Annotated in this window: 11 protein-coding genes; 5 read left to right on the top strand and 6 right to left on the bottom strand. The window is 69.0% G+C overall.

All coding sequences use genetic code 11. The annotated features are described in order from the left end of the window. Positions 1–36: 36 nt before the first annotated feature. The gene (locus C1A38_RS03560; protein ID WP_102656378.1) at positions 37–1,035 is read left to right on the top strand and encodes a sulfite exporter TauE/SafE family protein; all 999 of its coding nucleotides are present in this window, start codon (positions 37–39) and stop codon (positions 1,033–1,035) included. A gap of 120 nt (positions 1,036–1,155) precedes the next feature. On the opposite strand, the gene C1A38_RS03555 is transcribed toward C1A38_RS03560, so the two are convergent. From C1A38_RS03555 to C1A38_RS31280, 3 genes are all read right to left on the bottom strand, one after another. Then, positions 1,156–1,743 carry a hemerythrin domain-containing protein gene (locus C1A38_RS03555; protein ID WP_102656377.1) on the bottom strand — a complete coding sequence of 196 codons (588 nt, stop codon included), beginning with the start codon at positions 1,741–1,743 and terminating at the stop codon, positions 1,156–1,158. Positions 1,744–1,922: 179 nt separating this feature from the next. Continuing rightward, positions 1,923–3,128 (bottom strand): helix-turn-helix domain-containing protein, encoded by a 1,206-nt coding sequence (locus tag C1A38_RS03550; RefSeq protein WP_102656376.1) that lies wholly within the window; start codon positions 3,126–3,128, stop codon positions 1,923–1,925. Continuing rightward, positions 3,112–3,276: a hypothetical protein gene (locus C1A38_RS31280; protein ID WP_199180068.1), complete on the bottom strand. Its 165-nt coding sequence runs from the start codon at positions 3,274–3,276 to the stop codon at positions 3,112–3,114. The genes C1A38_RS03550 and C1A38_RS31280 overlap by 17 nt, the downstream gene beginning before the upstream one ends. A 202-nt stretch (positions 3,277–3,478) precedes the next feature. Between C1A38_RS31280 and C1A38_RS03545 the strand changes: the two genes are divergently transcribed. Both C1A38_RS03545 and C1A38_RS03540 read left to right on the top strand, forming a co-directional pair. Further along, complete coding sequence (locus C1A38_RS03545; protein WP_146017419.1) at positions 3,479–4,846, top strand: NsdA family TPR-like regulatory protein; 1,368 nt, start codon at positions 3,479–3,481, stop codon at positions 4,844–4,846. A 40-nt stretch (positions 4,847–4,886) separates the two neighbouring features. After that, the gene (locus C1A38_RS03540; protein ID WP_102656374.1) at positions 4,887–5,375 is read left to right on the top strand and encodes an NUDIX domain-containing protein; all 489 of its coding nucleotides are present in this window, start codon (positions 4,887–4,889) and stop codon (positions 5,373–5,375) included. A 1,092-nt stretch (positions 5,376–6,467) separates the two neighbouring features. Here C1A38_RS03540 and treZ read toward each other — a convergent pair. Genes treZ through glgX form a run of 3 tightly spaced genes read right to left on the bottom strand, consistent with a single transcriptional unit; the run spans position 6,468 to position 12,616 of the window. Further along, complete coding sequence (gene treZ / locus C1A38_RS03535) at positions 6,468–8,189, bottom strand: malto-oligosyltrehalose trehalohydrolase (RefSeq protein ID WP_102656373.1); 1,722 nt, start codon at positions 8,187–8,189, stop codon at positions 6,468–6,470. A gap of 16 nt (positions 8,190–8,205) precedes the next feature. After that, positions 8,206–10,497, bottom strand: a complete 2,292-nt coding sequence (gene treY / locus C1A38_RS03530; protein ID WP_102656372.1) for a malto-oligosyltrehalose synthase — start codon at positions 10,495–10,497, stop codon at positions 8,206–8,208. Position 10,498: 1 nt separating this feature from the next. Next, positions 10,499–12,616 (bottom strand): glycogen debranching protein GlgX, encoded by a 2,118-nt coding sequence (gene glgX / locus C1A38_RS03525; RefSeq protein ID WP_102656371.1) that lies wholly within the window; start codon positions 12,614–12,616, stop codon positions 10,499–10,501. Positions 12,617–13,011: 395 nt separating this feature from the next. On the opposite strand from glgX, the gene C1A38_RS03520 reads away from it, so the two are divergent. Both C1A38_RS03520 and C1A38_RS03515 read left to right on the top strand, forming a co-directional pair. Then, a complete protein-coding gene (locus tag C1A38_RS03520) occupies positions 13,012–14,415 on the top strand; it encodes a glycosyltransferase family 4 protein (protein WP_102656370.1) in 1,404 nt (467 codons plus the stop codon). Between the two features lie 560 nt (positions 14,416–14,975). Further along, complete coding sequence (locus C1A38_RS03515; protein ID WP_102656369.1) at positions 14,976–15,632, top strand: response regulator transcription factor; 657 nt, start codon at positions 14,976–14,978, stop codon at positions 15,630–15,632. Positions 15,633–15,756: the final 124 nt, after the last annotated feature.

Raw genomic sequence — 15,756 nt, 5'->3', positions numbered from 1 at the left:
CAATTCTCACCCTCCGTGATGCTGAGGAGTCTTTCCGTGACACAAGCAGAACGTCGTACCCGCCGCCCGCAGGCCGCCGACAAGATCCAGCTACCGTCCGACTCCCGCGCCACCTCCCTGTTCGCTCCCGGAGACGTCCCCCGCCGACGCGGGATGATCATCCTGCTCAGCCTGCTTGGCGGTTTCCTGCTCACCGTCGTCTGGTCCGCCGAATTCGTCGATTCGACAATCGGCGACAACGTCGCCAACACCCTGCTGGGCCACGACGCGAAGGAAACGCCGATCAGCGGGGCGGTGGCGGGCGTGATGTTCGCGTTCGTCTCCGGGATCGCCGGCACCTTCACCGCCTGCAACATCGCCGCCTTCGGCGCTCTCGCTCCCCTGACCGGCACGGCCGACAGCCGGATGAGCCGCTTCCTGGCGCCGCTGCGCCCACTCGGCTGGATGGCGGTCGGCATGATCGCGGTTTCCGCCCTCTACGGTGCGATCGTCGGCCTGGTCGGCACTGCGATGCCGCAGTTCTCCACCGCGCCGAACGTGCCCGGCTCGCTGTCACCGCGCAGCATCCAGTCCATGGTGGTCTACGGCATCATCGGCCTGGTCATGATCTACCTGGGACTGGCCGCGTTGAAGGTGGTGCCGGACCCGTTCGCCCGGATCTCGCAGCGCTACCCGAACGCCCCGCTTGTCTTCATGGGCGCGCTCATCGCCGGCTTCCTGATCGGACGGCCGTTCCCGCTGTTCCGGCAGATGTTCCGCGACGCCGCCGAGAGCGGCAACCCGCTGTACGGCGCAGCCGCCTTCACCCTCCAGTCGATCGGCAACATCGTGATCATGGCGATCCTGTTCCTGCTGCTGAGCTGGTTCGTCGGCAGCCGACTCCAGCGCTGGTTCGCCGCCAAGCCGACCCGACTGGCCGCCACCATCGCGGTGGCGTTCATCATCGCGGGCGCCTTCATGTTCCTCTACTGGGACGTCCGCCTGCTCGCCCGCCGCGAGATCATCCCCTGGTACCCGACCGCCCCCTGGGTCTAGCAGCCACCTGGCCACTCCCACTCTCACGCTCGATCCCGGATCGAGTGGCCTCACCTTTGTAGGGATGCCACTCGATCCGGAATCGAGCACGACCGTGCCCCCGCACGCCCGACCCTCAGGTCACCTGCCGTGCGACTGATGCTCGCTGTCGTGGGACTGGCGCCAGTCACGGACCGCGTCCCGCATCCGGTCGAAGACCGCCACCGGCGGCCCGAGCAGCATGTTGCTCACCGGCGACTCACCCGCCGCCGGATGCGGCCGGGTGGGCGAGATCGCCTCGGCGGCCCGCACGGCACCGGCCATCTGACGCAGCCGCTGCGGATCGGTGTCGCGCCGCAACTGCGGGAACTCCTCCTGCTCCTCGTGCCGCGCATGGTCCAGCACCGCCTGCTCGAACGCGGCGAACCGGGCGTCGAACCCCGGCGCCGAGGTGCCCATCTCGTACAGCTCGGAGAGTTCGCGCTTGGCCTCACTCTCCTCACGCAGCCGCGCGTCGACCACCGCGTCCCCCGCGTCGGCCCGCGCCGCCGGATGCACCACCTGCTCCTCGGCGCTCTCGTGCACGGCCAGCAGGCGTACGAGATCCTGGAAGGCCTGCTGCTTGGCCTCCCCCTCGCTCTCCCTGACCTCCGCGAACAACGACCTGATCTGCTCATGCTGGTCGACGAGCAGATCAATGACATCCTGGTCCGGCTTGGTTGCGGTCATGATCAACCTCCCGCTGTCGAACTCGTCCTTGTCGTCACCCCTACCCGACCTGGACGAGCCCACACGCGATCATGGTCACGCTCGATATGGAATCGAGTGGCCTCAGCACGACGGTCAAGCACTCGATCCCACATCGAGCACGATCTTGCGAGCGTCACGGCGGCCAGGGCAGCGGTGGGTCAGCGGGTGAGGCCGACGAGGGTGGCCAGGCGGGCCACGCCGGGCGGTGCGGGTCGACCCCGGGCCAGCTCGGCGAGGAGGGTACGCGCGCAGGGGCGCAACCGGACCTCAGCGGGCGCGACACCATCCGCCGCGACCAGCATCCGTCCCGCCCCGGACAGGTCACCGGCCAGCAGGTACGCCCGCGCGGCGTCCACCAGGTAGGCGCCCCGGTACTCGGGCGACAACCGCCGCCACCCGTCCCGCCGGATCAGCAGCTCGTGCCGACCGACCGCCTCGGCCGCAGCGCCCCGCTCGACCGCCACCACCACCCGCGCCAGCTCCACGGCGACCGGCCCGAAACTCGTACCGTACGGATCGTCGGCGACCTCGACCCGGCCCGCCACCGCTGCGGCCTGGTCGAGCAGCACCCCGGCCTGCCCAGGCTCGCCGCAGCCCGCCGCGGCGAGAGCGGCCTGGAGCAGCAGCGTCCCACCTACCGCCAACTCCTGCGCCCGCCGACCCGACGCCACCCCATCCCCCGCCGGTCGCGCCGCAACGCCGGTCAGCCGCTGCGCGGCGGCAACGGTGGCGGCCAGCGCCAGCCGCTGCCGACCGGCGAGCCGCAGCGCCTGCCCGATCGAGATGGCCGCCGCACCCGCCAACACCGCATCCTCGCCGGCCGCCGCCACCGCCCGGTCGGCGGTCAACCACCCGAGGTCGGCCTCACCCAGCTTCACCAGCACCGACGAGGCGACCCGGTACGCCTGCACCGGCAACTCCCCGTGCTCCGACACCGACGACAGTTGCACGGCGTCCAGCAGCCCAGGCAGCGCACGCACCACCTGGGCGTACTGCCCATGCTGAAAGCTCAACCAAGCATGACCCACCCGCCGACGCAGCTCTGCCAGCGGCACCTGACGCGCCGACGCCTCGAAGACCCCGTACCGCGCAAGGGCCGCGCGTACCCCATCGAACCCATCGCGTACGTCGCCGCCGGTTGACAGCGGATGCTGGCCGAGCAACACCGCCGGGTCGATGCGCAGCACCTCGGCGATAGCCTGGATCACCGAGAACCTGTCGAGTCGACGGGCACCTCGCTCCACCTTGTCCACCCAGCTTTTCGACTTCCCCAGCCGGTCGGCGAGGCCCTGCTGCGTCATCCGCCGCCGCATCCGCCACTGCGCCACCCGTCGGCCGATCGGCACCTCACTGCGGCCGGTCACGCCGCCACCGCCGATCCGGCACCGCCCGAGTGGTCTCCTCCATCGGTACGCGCTCCGCCTCGGCCTGCTCCAACAGCCGCCGCTTCGCCGCCTCCCGCTCAGCCGCCTGAATCTGCTCACCCCGACTGACCGGCTCGTCGCGGTTCATCGTCACCTCCGTCGCCTCGGAGCGCCGCCGCGTGCGGGCACCCCAATAGCAGCGAAGCCGACTACCAATCGGCGGGACAGATGGCGGCCGGTGCGCGCTATTGCGTCGGCCTAACAGAGGTTGCGCGGGGTTGCGTGTCCCCCCCACAGCAGATCGATAGACCATAGGCTAATCACCGGCAGTAGCCGATCAATCTCGAGAGGTGCAAGCCGTGGTGCGACCGGTCACAAACGGAGCCTTCGAAGCGTTGCTGGGCGCTGCGGGCTACGGCAACGCCCGTGCTGCCTTCGCCCGCCAACTCAATCACGCTGGCCGCGTCCACGGCACCTGGCGGTACGACGCCGCCAGCGTCTACTGGTGGCTACGTGGACGCCAGCCCGCCGAATATGTCCAAACCATCATGGCCGAGGTTCTCAGCCGCAGACTCGGTCGCCCGGTTGCGATCGCGGAGTTGGGATTCGCGACTGCTCAGGTTGCCGAGAACGTCCCCTACCCTGCATCCACCGCTGACGCGATTGGATACGCCGAGCGGATCTGGACGAGGCTGACCAAACAGGCCAGTCTGCGGACCAGCGGCACTTTCGATAGCGCTAATGCCCTCCAGGCCGCATTCGCCTGGCGGTACGACTGGCCCGACAAGCCGGTCAGCCGGACCGGCCGACAGCCTGTCACAACAGCCGAAGTGCAGTCGCTGTACGCCCTCGCTGACCATTTCACCGATCTTGACCGGCGTCATGGTGGCGGTTCCTCGCGCGTCCGGACACTCATGGCCGACATCCTCGTGCGTCAGGTAGCCCCTATGCTGCACGGCACCTACACCGATGCCGTCGGGCGAGACCTCATGCGTGCAACCGCCATGCTCACTGGCCAACTGGCTTTCATGTCCTACGACGCAGGTGACCACGGCAACGCTCAACATCACCTGACCGTTGCCCTACGGCTCGCCAAGGCGGCAGATGACCGTCTGTTCGGGGCCCACCTGCTGGCCAATCTCGCTACCCAGGCCATCTATCTGGGCCACGCTCAGGACGCGGCACGGCTCGCCGAAGCGGCGATCGACGGAGCAGGCCGGGCCCCTGCCGCTGTCCTCGCCCGCCTTTACACCACCGCCGCCAGTGCCTACGGCCGCTCAGGAGACAAGCAGGTCTGCCAAGCGGCATTGGCCAAGGCTGAACGTGCTCTCGACCGAGCTTCACCCAACACCGGCCCTCGCTGGGTCAACTACTTCAGCCCTGCACACTTTGCCGGTGCCGCGTTGAAGTGCATGAGCGATCTGCGCCTGAGCCGTCAGGCCCTACGGCACCAACCCAACGCGGTCGCCCTCGGCGAACAAAACCCCAGAACGCTCGCCCTGCACACGGCACTCATCGCGACGACCTATGCCCAAGCCGGGGAGTTCGATACCGCGTGCGATTGGGGCCGGCAACTGGCGCAGCATGCAACGGCGGTCCGATCGGCGCGTGTAAAGGATCGTGTCCGCGAACTCGTCGATGTCCTCGGACCTCACCAGGCAGTACCCCAGGTAAACGAACTACTGCTTGCTCTTCGCACCACGGCATCGACCGCCTGACCGGGAGCCAGATCGAGCCGTCTCCGCTAGCGTCACCGACGTGACCTGGACGGAGCCTGCCACTTGGTACGCCAACCTCGCCTCCTTCTACGCTGCCGCAGCCGCCTTCATCACGGATCCGGCCGGCAACGTCTTGCTCGTCAAGCCAACCTACCGAGATCACTGGGCCTTTCCCGGCGGCTATGTTGACGAAGGCGAATACCCGCACGAGGCGTGTGCTCGCGAGGTCCGCGAAGAACTGGGACTCACGCTGACAGTTGGCCGCCTACTTGTCGTGGACTGGGCACCCCCCAGCGATCAACGACCGCGGTCGATTGTCAGCTTTGTGTTCGACTGTGGAACTATCGCCGAATCAGCAAGCGTCAAGCTACAGATGCAGGAGCTGGAGGATTTGGCGTTCTTGCCGCCAGGAGACGCCAGCGACCGGCTTCCCAGCAACGTCGCCCCACGGGTTGCTGCGGCTATCCGAGCCCGGAATCAACGTGAGGCCATATACCTCGGCGGCGGGCAAACCATGTATGGATGGTGAGGCACTGCATCGGCTACGAATACAGAGGATACGCCCATCCGCACGCCATCCTCGATCCAAAAGGTAGACCTGCCCGGCGACGGTACACCGGCTGCACGCTGCTCGGTGTGGCAGATCCGTGCGATTAGGTCTTGGACGGCGGAAGCCTATTCCGCAGGCTCGAAGCGAGCGTCCCCGAACACGGTCCGGCACCGCCCGCCCCCCGGCAATGGGCGCACCGAGAACTTCACACGCTCGCCCACCTCAACGCGCCAGGTGCGATCGTATTTTGCACCCGCCAAAAGCTTCTCGTCGTAGATCGCCTTGCCTCCTACAGAAATCGTCAACTGGGTAGAGCAAGTACTCGGCGAGTCGTCAGACAGACCTATGACCATGCGGAGCTTCGGGCGACCTTCGGGCACTACATACTCCACATAGTACGGATTCGATTCGTCCCTGTTACAGTTGATGTTCCCAGCCCATGAGAGTTCGGAGCACAGGTAGACGGAGTTTGGATAGTTGACACCACGAATCGCCTTTGGGCCCTTCTGAATCGTCCCGTGCACACCGCTAGCGCGCATCCTGGACAAGTATATTGTTTCGATGACCGGCTGGACGGTAACATCTGGACCATCAGGACGATATGATGTTCCGGCAGTCGCCGGAGTCGGCGATGATGATTGAGCGTCAGCTTCCTCCGTCTTGCGCGGGAGCGGCTCTGAGGGACTGATAGGATGCGGCGATTGGCCGGCATATTGGTCCGCCTTCCGGATGGAGCCATCAGACCCCGACTCACTCCTCGGAAAGACGTAGACGACGATGGCAAAGATCGCGCTAAAAATGCCTGCGATGGCGGCTGCAGCTGCGAGGGCACCTTTCACGCTGATCCTCTATTCCAAGAATACACTCGAATCGACCTGATGACTGTCGTCCCTATCGGGCTCCTTACGCCATCATCCGATTGTCCATAGTTGCCTGGTCCGCCGTACACCCGCTCGACCTGATGTACCCTCGCATATCGACCGCGAGCCTACGCACAGTTCGGTTATCAGGGATAACATTGAGTCAATGCCGGGCCGACGAACGCGCACCTATCGCGCGCCTTCCTCTTCCTCACAAGGCCACGATGGCTGCTGTTTCTGCTGGTAGGTCGATGCGGTCGCGGGTCACCGTGACCCCCTCCCCCGTGGCCAGCAGGACCCGTCGGGCCACCCCCGGCAACGTCACCCGCTGCGGCTTGTCGGCCAGGTTCGCCGCTACCAGGCACCCACCGCGCCGCATTACCAGGAACCGGTCCCCGTGCCGCACCTCGACGGCGAACAGGTGCGGATCCGACAGCTCGGGCCGTGACTTCCGCAACGCGATCAACCGCCGGTAGAAGTCGTACATCGCCCGGTGTTCGGGTTTGTCCAGCTCGGCCCAGTCCAACCGGGAGCGTACGAACGTCTGCCGGTCCTGCGGGTCCGGCACCGCCTCGGCGGTCCAGCCGTGGGTGGCGAACTCCTGACGGCGACCCAGCACAACGGCGGTGGCCAGTTCGGGTTCCGGGTGGGAGGTGAAGTACTGCCAGGGCGTCGAAGCAGCCCACTCCTCCCCCATGAACAGCATCGGGGTGAAGGGCGAGGCCATCAGCAGCACCGCGCCGACCCGGAGCATGGCGGGCGACAGCGACGCCGAGAGGCGATCACCGACCGCACGGTTGCCGATCTGGTCGTGGTTCTGCAGGTACGCCACGAAGCGGTGCCCGGGGGTACGCGGGTCGACCGGGCGGCCGTGTTGGCGGTTGCGGAAGCTGGACCAGGTGCCGGTGTGGAAGAAGGCGCCGGTCAGCACCTCGGCGAGGCATTCCATGGTGCCGAAGTCGCCGTAGTAGCCCTGCCGTTCGCCGGTGAGCAGGGTGTGCAGGGCGTGGTGGGCGTCGTCGTTCCACTGGGCCTGCAGGCCGTAGCCACCGGCCTCGCGTGGGCTGATCAGCCGGGGGTCGTTGAGGTCGGATTCGGCGATCAACGACAGCGGGCGGCCCAGGTGCACCGACAGACTCTCGACCTCGACGGCGATCTCCTCCAGCAGATGCACCGCGCGGGTGTCGGGCATGGCGTGTACGGCGTCCAGGCGCAGGCCGTCGACGTGGTAGTCGCGCAGCCACATGAGCACGCTGTCGAGGATGAAGCGGCGAACCCCGTCGGAGTGCGGGCCGTCGAGGTTGACGGCCTGTCCCCAGGGGGTGGTGCGGTCGCTGAGGTACGGCGCGAAGCGCGGCGCGTAGGCCCCGGAGGGCCCGAAATGGTTGTAGACGACGTCGAGGATCACCCCCAGACCTTTGGCGTGGGCGGCGTCGACGAGCCGTTTCAGCCCGTCCGGGCCGCCGTACGGTTCGTGCGGGGCGAACCAGCAGACGCCGTCGTACCCCCAGTTGTGTTCGCCGTTGAAGGCGTTGACCGGCAGCAGTTCGATCATGTCGACGCCGAGGTCGACCAGGTGGTCGAGCTTGTCGATCGCGGCGTCGAAGGTGCCTTCGGGGGTGAAGGTGCCGACGTGCAGTTCGTAGAGGATGCTGCCGGGCAGTTGGCGGCCGGTCCAGGCGCTGTCGGTCCAGGCGAAGGCCGAGTGGTCGTAGGCGCGGCTGACGCCGTGCACGCCGAAGGGCTGCCACAGGGAGCGGGGGTCGGGCAACGCCTGGTCGTCGTCGTCCAGCAGGAACGCGTAGTCGGAGCCGGCGTCGGGGACCTCGACGCGCCACCAGCCGCCCCGGCCGGCTCTCATCTCGTGGTCGGCGTCGGGCAGGCGCAGCCGTACCCGTTTCGCCTCGGGCGCCCAGACCGTGAATTCGGACATGACGCAGCCTCCCGGGTCAGGTGGTGGGCACCAGCAGAGCGACGGGATATGTGGCCAACAGGTCCGCGAGTCGGACCCGTCCATCACTGTAGACCCGACCGGTGAACAGGCACGACATCTGATTAACGGGCAATGACAGGGTGGTGTCGCGCCAGCCGCCCTCGGCGGCCAGCCGCAGGGGCAGGCGGGTGGCCACCGCTACCGCGCCACCCCGGTCGAAGGCGACGGCGTGGCGGGCCGCCGGGCCGTGCACCAGCATCGGCTGGTAGTCGCCGAACAGCTCCGGCCGGTCCCGGCGGGCCCGCAGGGTCCGGGACACCACGAGCAGCTTGGCCGCGCCGGTGTCGTCCACCGCCGGCTGCCAGCCGGCGTCGAGCCGGGCCAGCAGCTCCCGGCGTACGCCGAAGTCGACCGGGCGGCGGTTGTCCGGGTCGACCAGGGAGTTGTCCCACAGTTCGGTGCCCTGGTAGGTGTCCGGCACCCCGGGCATGGCGAGTTGGATCAGCTTCTGACCGAGCGAGTTGGACCAACCGGCCGGGGTGATCTCGGCGGCGAAGGCGGCCAGCTCGCCACTGACGGCCGGGTCGTCGTACATGGCGTCGACGAGGGCGTGCATGGCCTGCTCGAAGGCCGGGTCGGGGTCGGTCCAACCGGTCGAGACCGCGGCCTCCCGGGCGGCTTTCTCGGCGTACGCGTGCAGGCGCTCACGCTCGACGGGCCAGGCGCCGACGGCGGTCTGCCACAGCAGGTGCGCCAGGGCGGCGTCCGGCAACGGCACGGCCGCCATCCAGCCGGTGACCAGCTGTGCCCAGCGTTGCGGCAGTTCGGCGAGGACGGCGAGGCGGGCGCGGACGTCCTCGCCGCGTTTGGTGTCGTGGGTCGACAGGGTGGTCATGCTTGTCGGCCAGCGGTCGTGCCGGGCGACGGCGAAGCGGTGGAACCGGCCGGGCAGGGTGCCGAAGTGGGCGGGGCTGCCTCCGACCTCGTTGAGTGCGACGAACCGGCTCCACCGGTAGTAGGCGGTGTCCTCCACCCCCTTGGCCATCACCGCGCCGGTGAACTGGGGGAAGCGGCGGGCCAGTTCGTCGTCGGGGTCGCGCAGCCGCCGGGTGATCGCGTCCAGGGCCCCGGTCAGGTCGGTGCGGCGGCGGCCGGCCTCGGCGCGGGCGTTGGCCAGGTGGCGTACCCCGTCGGGCGGGTAGCCGCGGTAGACCGGGAACGCGGCGGCCAACTCGGCCAGGGCGGCGCGGGCGGCATCGGCGTCCACCTCGGGGGCGAGGGCGGCCAGTCGGGTCAGCTCGGCGGCGAGCAGTCGGGTGGCGGCGCCGAGTTTGGTGTCGTGGGTCAGGTCGGCCCAGGAGGTGGCCCGGCCGGTCAGCCGGGTGTCCAGGGCGGTGAAGTCGGCTTCGGCGTCACCGTCGACGAAGATTCCGCAGACCGCCGCGAGGGCGTCGTAGCCGGTGGTGCCGTCGACCGGCCAGCCAGGCAACTCCTCGCCGTACTCCAGGATCTTCTCCACGATCAGCCACGTGTCGGGGGCGGCGTCGCGTAGCCGGGCCAGGTAGCCGGCCGGGTCGCGCAGCCCGTCGGGGTGGTCGACCCGGATGCCGTCGATCTCGCCGGCCGCCGCCCAGGCCAGGATCAGCTCGTGGGTGGCGGCGAACACCGCCGGATCCTCCACCCGCAGCCCGGCCAGGCTGGAAACGGCGAAGAACCGGCGGTACGTCAGCTCGGCGTCGCCGCGCCGCCAGCAGACCAGCTCGTAGTGCTGCCGGTCGTGCACCTCGCGGGGGCTGCCGTCGCCGGTGCCGTCGGCGATCGGGAACCGGTGCTCGTGATAGCGCAGTTCCCCGTCGACGATCGTGAGGTCGTCCAGCGCGTCGGGGTCCTCGGCGAGCACCGGCAGCAGCAGCCGGCCCCGCGCCCAGTCGATGTCGAACCAGTCCGCATACGCCGAGTCCCGTCCCCGGCGCAGCACGTCCCACCAGGCCGGGTTGGCGGCCGGTACGGCGACCCCGGCGTGGTTCGGCACGATGTCCACGACCAGGCCGAGCCCGACGGACCGCAGCGCCCGCAGCAGCCGCTGCCGGGCGGGTTCGCCGCCGAGTTGCGGGTTGACCTGAGCGTGGTCGACCACGTCGTAGCCGTGTGTGCTGCCCGGTGCGGCGGTCAGCAGCGGCGCGCTGTAGAGGTGGGTGACGCCGAGGTCGGCGAGGTAACCGGCGAGGCCGGCGGTGGCGTCCAGGTCGAAGTCGGGGCGCACCTGCACCCGGTAGGTGGCGCCGACCGGTCGAGGGGTGTCGGTCATGTCAGGCGACCCTCTCCAGCACCACCAGGGACCGGTCCGGTACGCAGACCGTGCCGCCGGCCTCGACGGTGGTGCCCTTGTCCTGGTCAGGTTCGGCGGTGCTGATCACCAGTTCCCACCGCTGGCCGAATTCGGCCAGCGGTGACGTGAAGTCCAGTGGCGCGTCGTGGGCGTTGAAGCAGAGCCAGAAGGAGGTGTCGTGGTGGCGTTGGCCGTACTGGCCGCGTTCCCGGATGCCGTCGCCGTTGACGAACAGCGCCACCGAGCGGCCGAAGTCGTTGCCCCAGTCCTCGCCGGTCATCTCCCGCCCGTCGGGGGTGTACCAGGCCAGGTCGGGCAGGGGTTCGTCGGCGCCCCGGCCGCGTACCGGCAGGCCGGTGAAGAAGCGGCGGCGTTGGAACACCTGGTGTTGACGGCGGAAGGCGACCAGTCGGCGGGTGAAGTCGAGCAGGTCGTGGTCGATGTTGTCCCAGTCGACCCAGGCCAGTTCGCTGTCCTGGCAGTAGGCGTTGTTGTTGCCGCGCTGGGTGCGGCCCAGCTCGTCGCCGTGACCGATCATCGGCACTCCCTGGGAGAGCAGCAGGGTGGCGATGAAGTTGCGCCGCTGCCTGGCGCGCAGGGCCAGCACCCCGGGGTCGTCGGTGTCGCCCTCGACGCCGCAGTTCCAGGACCGGTTGTGGCTCTCCCCGTCCCGGTTGTCCTCGCCGTTGGCCTCGTTGTGCTTGTCGTTGTACGACACCAGGTCGGTCAGGGTGAACCCGTCGTGGCAGGTGACGAAGTTGATGCTGTGGAAGGGGCGACGCCCGTCGTCCTGATACAGGTCGGCGGAGCCGCAGATGCGGGAGGCGAACTCGGCGAGGGTGGCCGGTTCGCCGCGCCAGAAGTCACGCACGGTGTCGCGGTACTTGCCGTTCCACTCGGTCCACTGCGGCGGGAAGTTGCCCACCTGGTAGCCGCCGGGGCCGACGTCCCACGGCTCGGCGATCAGCTTGACCCGGCTGACCACCGGGTCCTGCTGCACCACCTCGAAGAAGGTGGAGAGCCGGTCCACCTCGTAGAACTCGCGGGCGAGGGTGGCGGCCAGGTCGAAGCGGAACCCGTCGACGTGCATCTCGGTGACCCAGTACCGCAGCGAATCCATGATCAGCTGGAGTGAGTGCGGGTTGCGCACGTTGAGGCTGTTGCCGGTGCCGGTGTAGTCGACGTAGTACTGCCGGTTCTCTTCCGACAGGCGGTAGTAGCTGGGGTTGTCGACGCCCTTGAAGCTCAGCGTCGGGCCGAGGTGGTTGCCCTCGGCGGTGTGGTTGTAGACCACGTCGAGGATGACCTCGATGCCGGCGGCGTGCAGCGCCTTCACCATGCCCCGGAACTCCTGCACCTGCTGGCCCAGGTGACCGAGGGCGGAGTAGCCGTGGTGCGGGGCGAAGAAACCGATGGTGTTGTAACCCCAGTAGTTGCGCAGCCCCAGGTCGGCCAGGCGGTGGTCGTGGACGAACTCGTGGACCGGCATCAACTCGATGGCGGTGACGCCGAGCTGGGTCAGATGGTCGATCATCGGGGGTGAGGCGATGCCGGCGTACGTGCCACGCAGTTCCTCCGGGATGCCGGGCAGTCGCATGGTCAGTCCGCGTACGTGTGCCTCGTAGATGACCGAGTGGTGGTACGGGATGCGCGGTGGGGCGTCGTTGCCCCAGTCGAAGTACGGGTTCACCACCACCGACTTCGGCATGAACGGTGCCGAGTCGGTCTCGCTCATCCGCTCCGGGTCACCGAGTGTGTAGTCGTACACCGCCGGGTCCCACCGCACGTCGGAGTCGATCGCCTTGGCGTACGGGTCGATGAGCAGCTTGTGGGGGTTGCAGCGCAACCCGTTCGCCGGGTCGTACGGGCCGTGCACCCGGTAGCCGTACCGCTGTCCCGGTCCGATCCCCGGGATGTAGGCGTGCCAGACGTACGCGTCGACCTCGCGCAATTCGACCCGGCGCTCATGGCCGACGTCCCACTCGTCGAAGAGGCAGAGTTCGATGCGCTCGGCCACCTCGGAGAAGATCGCGAAATTGGTGCCCATCCCGTCGTACGTCGCCCCGAGGGGGAACCGCTCGCCCGGCCAGACCTGCATGTCGCTCCTTCGGCAAGAATCATGAGCGCGCCCGCATCATGAGCGCACCGTCCGGGGGGCCGGGCGGATGCGCGCGGCGGTAATGCCCCGCACGGTCGGCCACCAATCCATCCGATCGGATGAATGCCTGGTATCCGCCCGACTGACCCCGAGTGAATTCCTACGGTGCCGTCAGTCACTGTGACCGTCCTCAAGGTGCGGAATCGGCCAAGATGACGTTTCCTTGTTGCGGGCAGACGTCCATGCGCCGGTGATCGTGCAGGTTCGCTGGCGCCTGGTCGCGCATGCCTCGATCCTCGCACCGCCGGACGCGTCCGCGCGTGTCCGAAACCCAACCTTGTTCCTTCGCCGCCATCGACGCCGGCGCGTTCCTTCCTGCACGGACGGAGACTGATGTGACGACCCTGCGGGTCGGCGGGCGGACCGCCACCGCCACGGACCGGACCCACCGGCCCACCCTCACCTCGCGAGCCCAGATCCCGACGCAGCCCGGCCCGGCCACCCCGCCGCGCAGCCACCGCATCCTGATGCTGTCCTGGGAGTTCCCGCCGGTGCTCGTGGGTGGCCTCGGCCGGCACGTGCACGCCCTGTCGGTGGCGCTGGTCGCCGCGGGCCACGAGGTCACCGTCGTCACCCGTCATGCCGAGGGCGCGCCGCTGGAGGAGTACGTCGACGGGGTGCGGGTCGTCCGCGCCGCCGAGGACCCGGTGACCTTCCCGCTGGCCACCGAGAGCCTGCTGGCCTGGACGATGGCGTTCAACCACACGCTCACCCGCGCCGCCCTGCGCGCCGTCTCCACCGGCGGGTACGACGTCATCCACGCCCACGACTGGCTGGTCGCGCACACCGCGATGACCCTGCGCGAGCACCTCGACCTGCCGCTGGTCAGCACCATTCACGCCACCGAGGCGGGCCGGCACCAGGGCTGGTTGCCCGAGGAGATGAACCGCACCATCCACGGTGTCGAGCAGTGGATCAGCACCGAGTCGACCCGGGTGGTGGTCTGCTCCGGCTACATGCGCGACGAGGTGACCGGGCTGTTCGGCGTGCCGGCCGGTCGCGTCGACGTGGTGCCCAACGGGGTGGAGCCGCACCGCTGGCGGGTGCCGGCGAGCGCGGTGGCGCAGGCCAGGGCCCGGTTCGCCGGGGACGGTCCGCTTGTCACCTTCGCCGGTCGACTGGTGTACGAGAAGGGTGTGCAGCACCTGCTCGCCGGGTTGCCCCGGCTGCGGGAACGGCACCCGGGTCTGCGTGCGGTGATCGTCGGTGACGGCCCGTACCGTGGCGAACTGGAGGCCGACGTACACCGGCTCGGTCTGACCGACACGGTCAGCCTGCCCGGCTTCCTCGGCCGCACGGACCTGCCGGCGGTGATGGCCGCCTCGGACTGCTTCGCGGTGCCCAGCATCTACGAGCCGTTCGGCATGGTCGCCCTGGAGGGGGCCGCCGCCGGTGCGCCACTGGCGGTCGCCGAGACCGGCGGGCTCGCCGAGATCGTCGAGCCGGGTGTCACCGGAGTGACCTTCCGTCCACATGATCCGGAGGCGTTGACCGACGCGGTGCACACCCTGCTCGCCGACACTGACCACGCCCGGGCGCTGGCCCGACGTGCCCGCGCCATGGTGCACGAGAAGTACGGCTGGGCGGCCATCGCCAGCCGCACCGCGTCCGCGTACGCCTCGGCGATCGCCCAGGCCCCGGCCGTGGCGGCCGAACGCGCGGCCCAGCAGATGGCGCACGGCCGGCCTCGGCTCACCGTGCCGGAGGGCAACCTGCTCGCCGCCGCCGGCCTGCGCTGACCGCCACCTGTTCGCAGTTGGCGTCGCCCGACGTCCCACGGTCCGCGATGTCGCCACCTCGGCGTCGCGGACCGCTGCGTCGGACGGTGGCGTCGCAGAGTGTGGGATCGCCTGCCGTGGTGTCACGGACCGGGATGTGGCGTTGCGTGACCGATACGGTGATCAGCGACTATTCCCCCACCGCCCTTTGCTCTGCTTCAACCCACGCAATAGCGCCTGAGCTGGGCGGATCCGGCGGGCGGCAGAAGCGGACGCGCAGTGTCCCGCACTGTCGGTGACCGTTGCGTGGGTTGAAGCAGAGCAAAGGGGACAGTGCGGGGACGGCCGGGCGGCGGAGCTGATACAGGCGGTGACGACCGCGGGCCGGGTCGTGGTGACCGAGCCGTCGCGCCCGGCACGTAGGGTGATCGTCACACGACAGTGCGCAGTCTCGGGTTGCCGCCAGGGCCGTTCGGGTAGCCGTTTCTAGCGTTACGATCTTGTATCCGCACTGGTCAACGCACGTTCACATCCGACAGACTCGCGTACATCCAGCGGGGGCGGGTCGAGGAGGGATGTAGGTGCGGGTGCTCCTGGTGGAAGACGATCTGCGTGTGTCGGCGGGGCTCGCCTCGGCGCTGCGACGACGGGGGCACGAGGTGGTGCAGGCGCTCACGGCCGCCGAGGCGGCCGAAGCCGAGCCGGTCGACCTCATCCTGCTGGACATGAACCTGCCGGACCGCGACGGTCTGGAGGTGTGCCGGCGGATCCGCCAGCACAACGAGGAAGTCGCCATCATCGCGGTGACCGCCCGCGCGGAGGAGCACGACCGGGTGGCGGGGCTGCGCGCCGGTGCCGACGACTACGTGGTGAAGCCGTTCTCGATGGTCGAGTTGCAGGCCCGTATCGATGCGGTGATGCGGCGGACCGGCCGTGCGGTGCGGGCGGCGGCTGCCCTTCAGATCGGGCCGCTGCGCATCGACGTCGACGCCCGCCGGGTCTGGATCCGCGAGCGGGAGGTCGCCCTGTCCCGCAAGGAGTTCGACCTGCTCGTGGCGTTGGCCCGGCAGGCGGGGACGGTGGTGCCCCGGGACCGGTTGCAGCTGGAGGTGTGGCAGACCACCTGGGCCACCCGGCACAACCTCGACGTCCACGTCGCGGCGTTGCGTGGCAAGTTGGAGAACCCCCAACTGGTGGAGACCGTGCGCGGAGTGGGATATCGACTGCGGGTGGACTGACTCGGCGGTCAAAGCCGGGATGTGAGGTGAACCTCAGATGATCCTCAAGAATCCCAGCCACCGGCCCCGTGCCCAGTCCACGGCGGGTGTGCTGTCTGACACCCAGCCATACCTCCTGTTTGGA

This window comes from Verrucosispora sp. ts21 (assembly GCF_002879555.1).
GTDB classification, from domain to species: Bacteria; Actinomycetota; Actinomycetes; order Mycobacteriales; family Micromonosporaceae; genus Micromonospora; species Micromonospora gifhornensis.
Note: the sequence above shows the minus strand (reverse complement) of the source record. Positions and strands in the feature narration are given on the sequence as shown.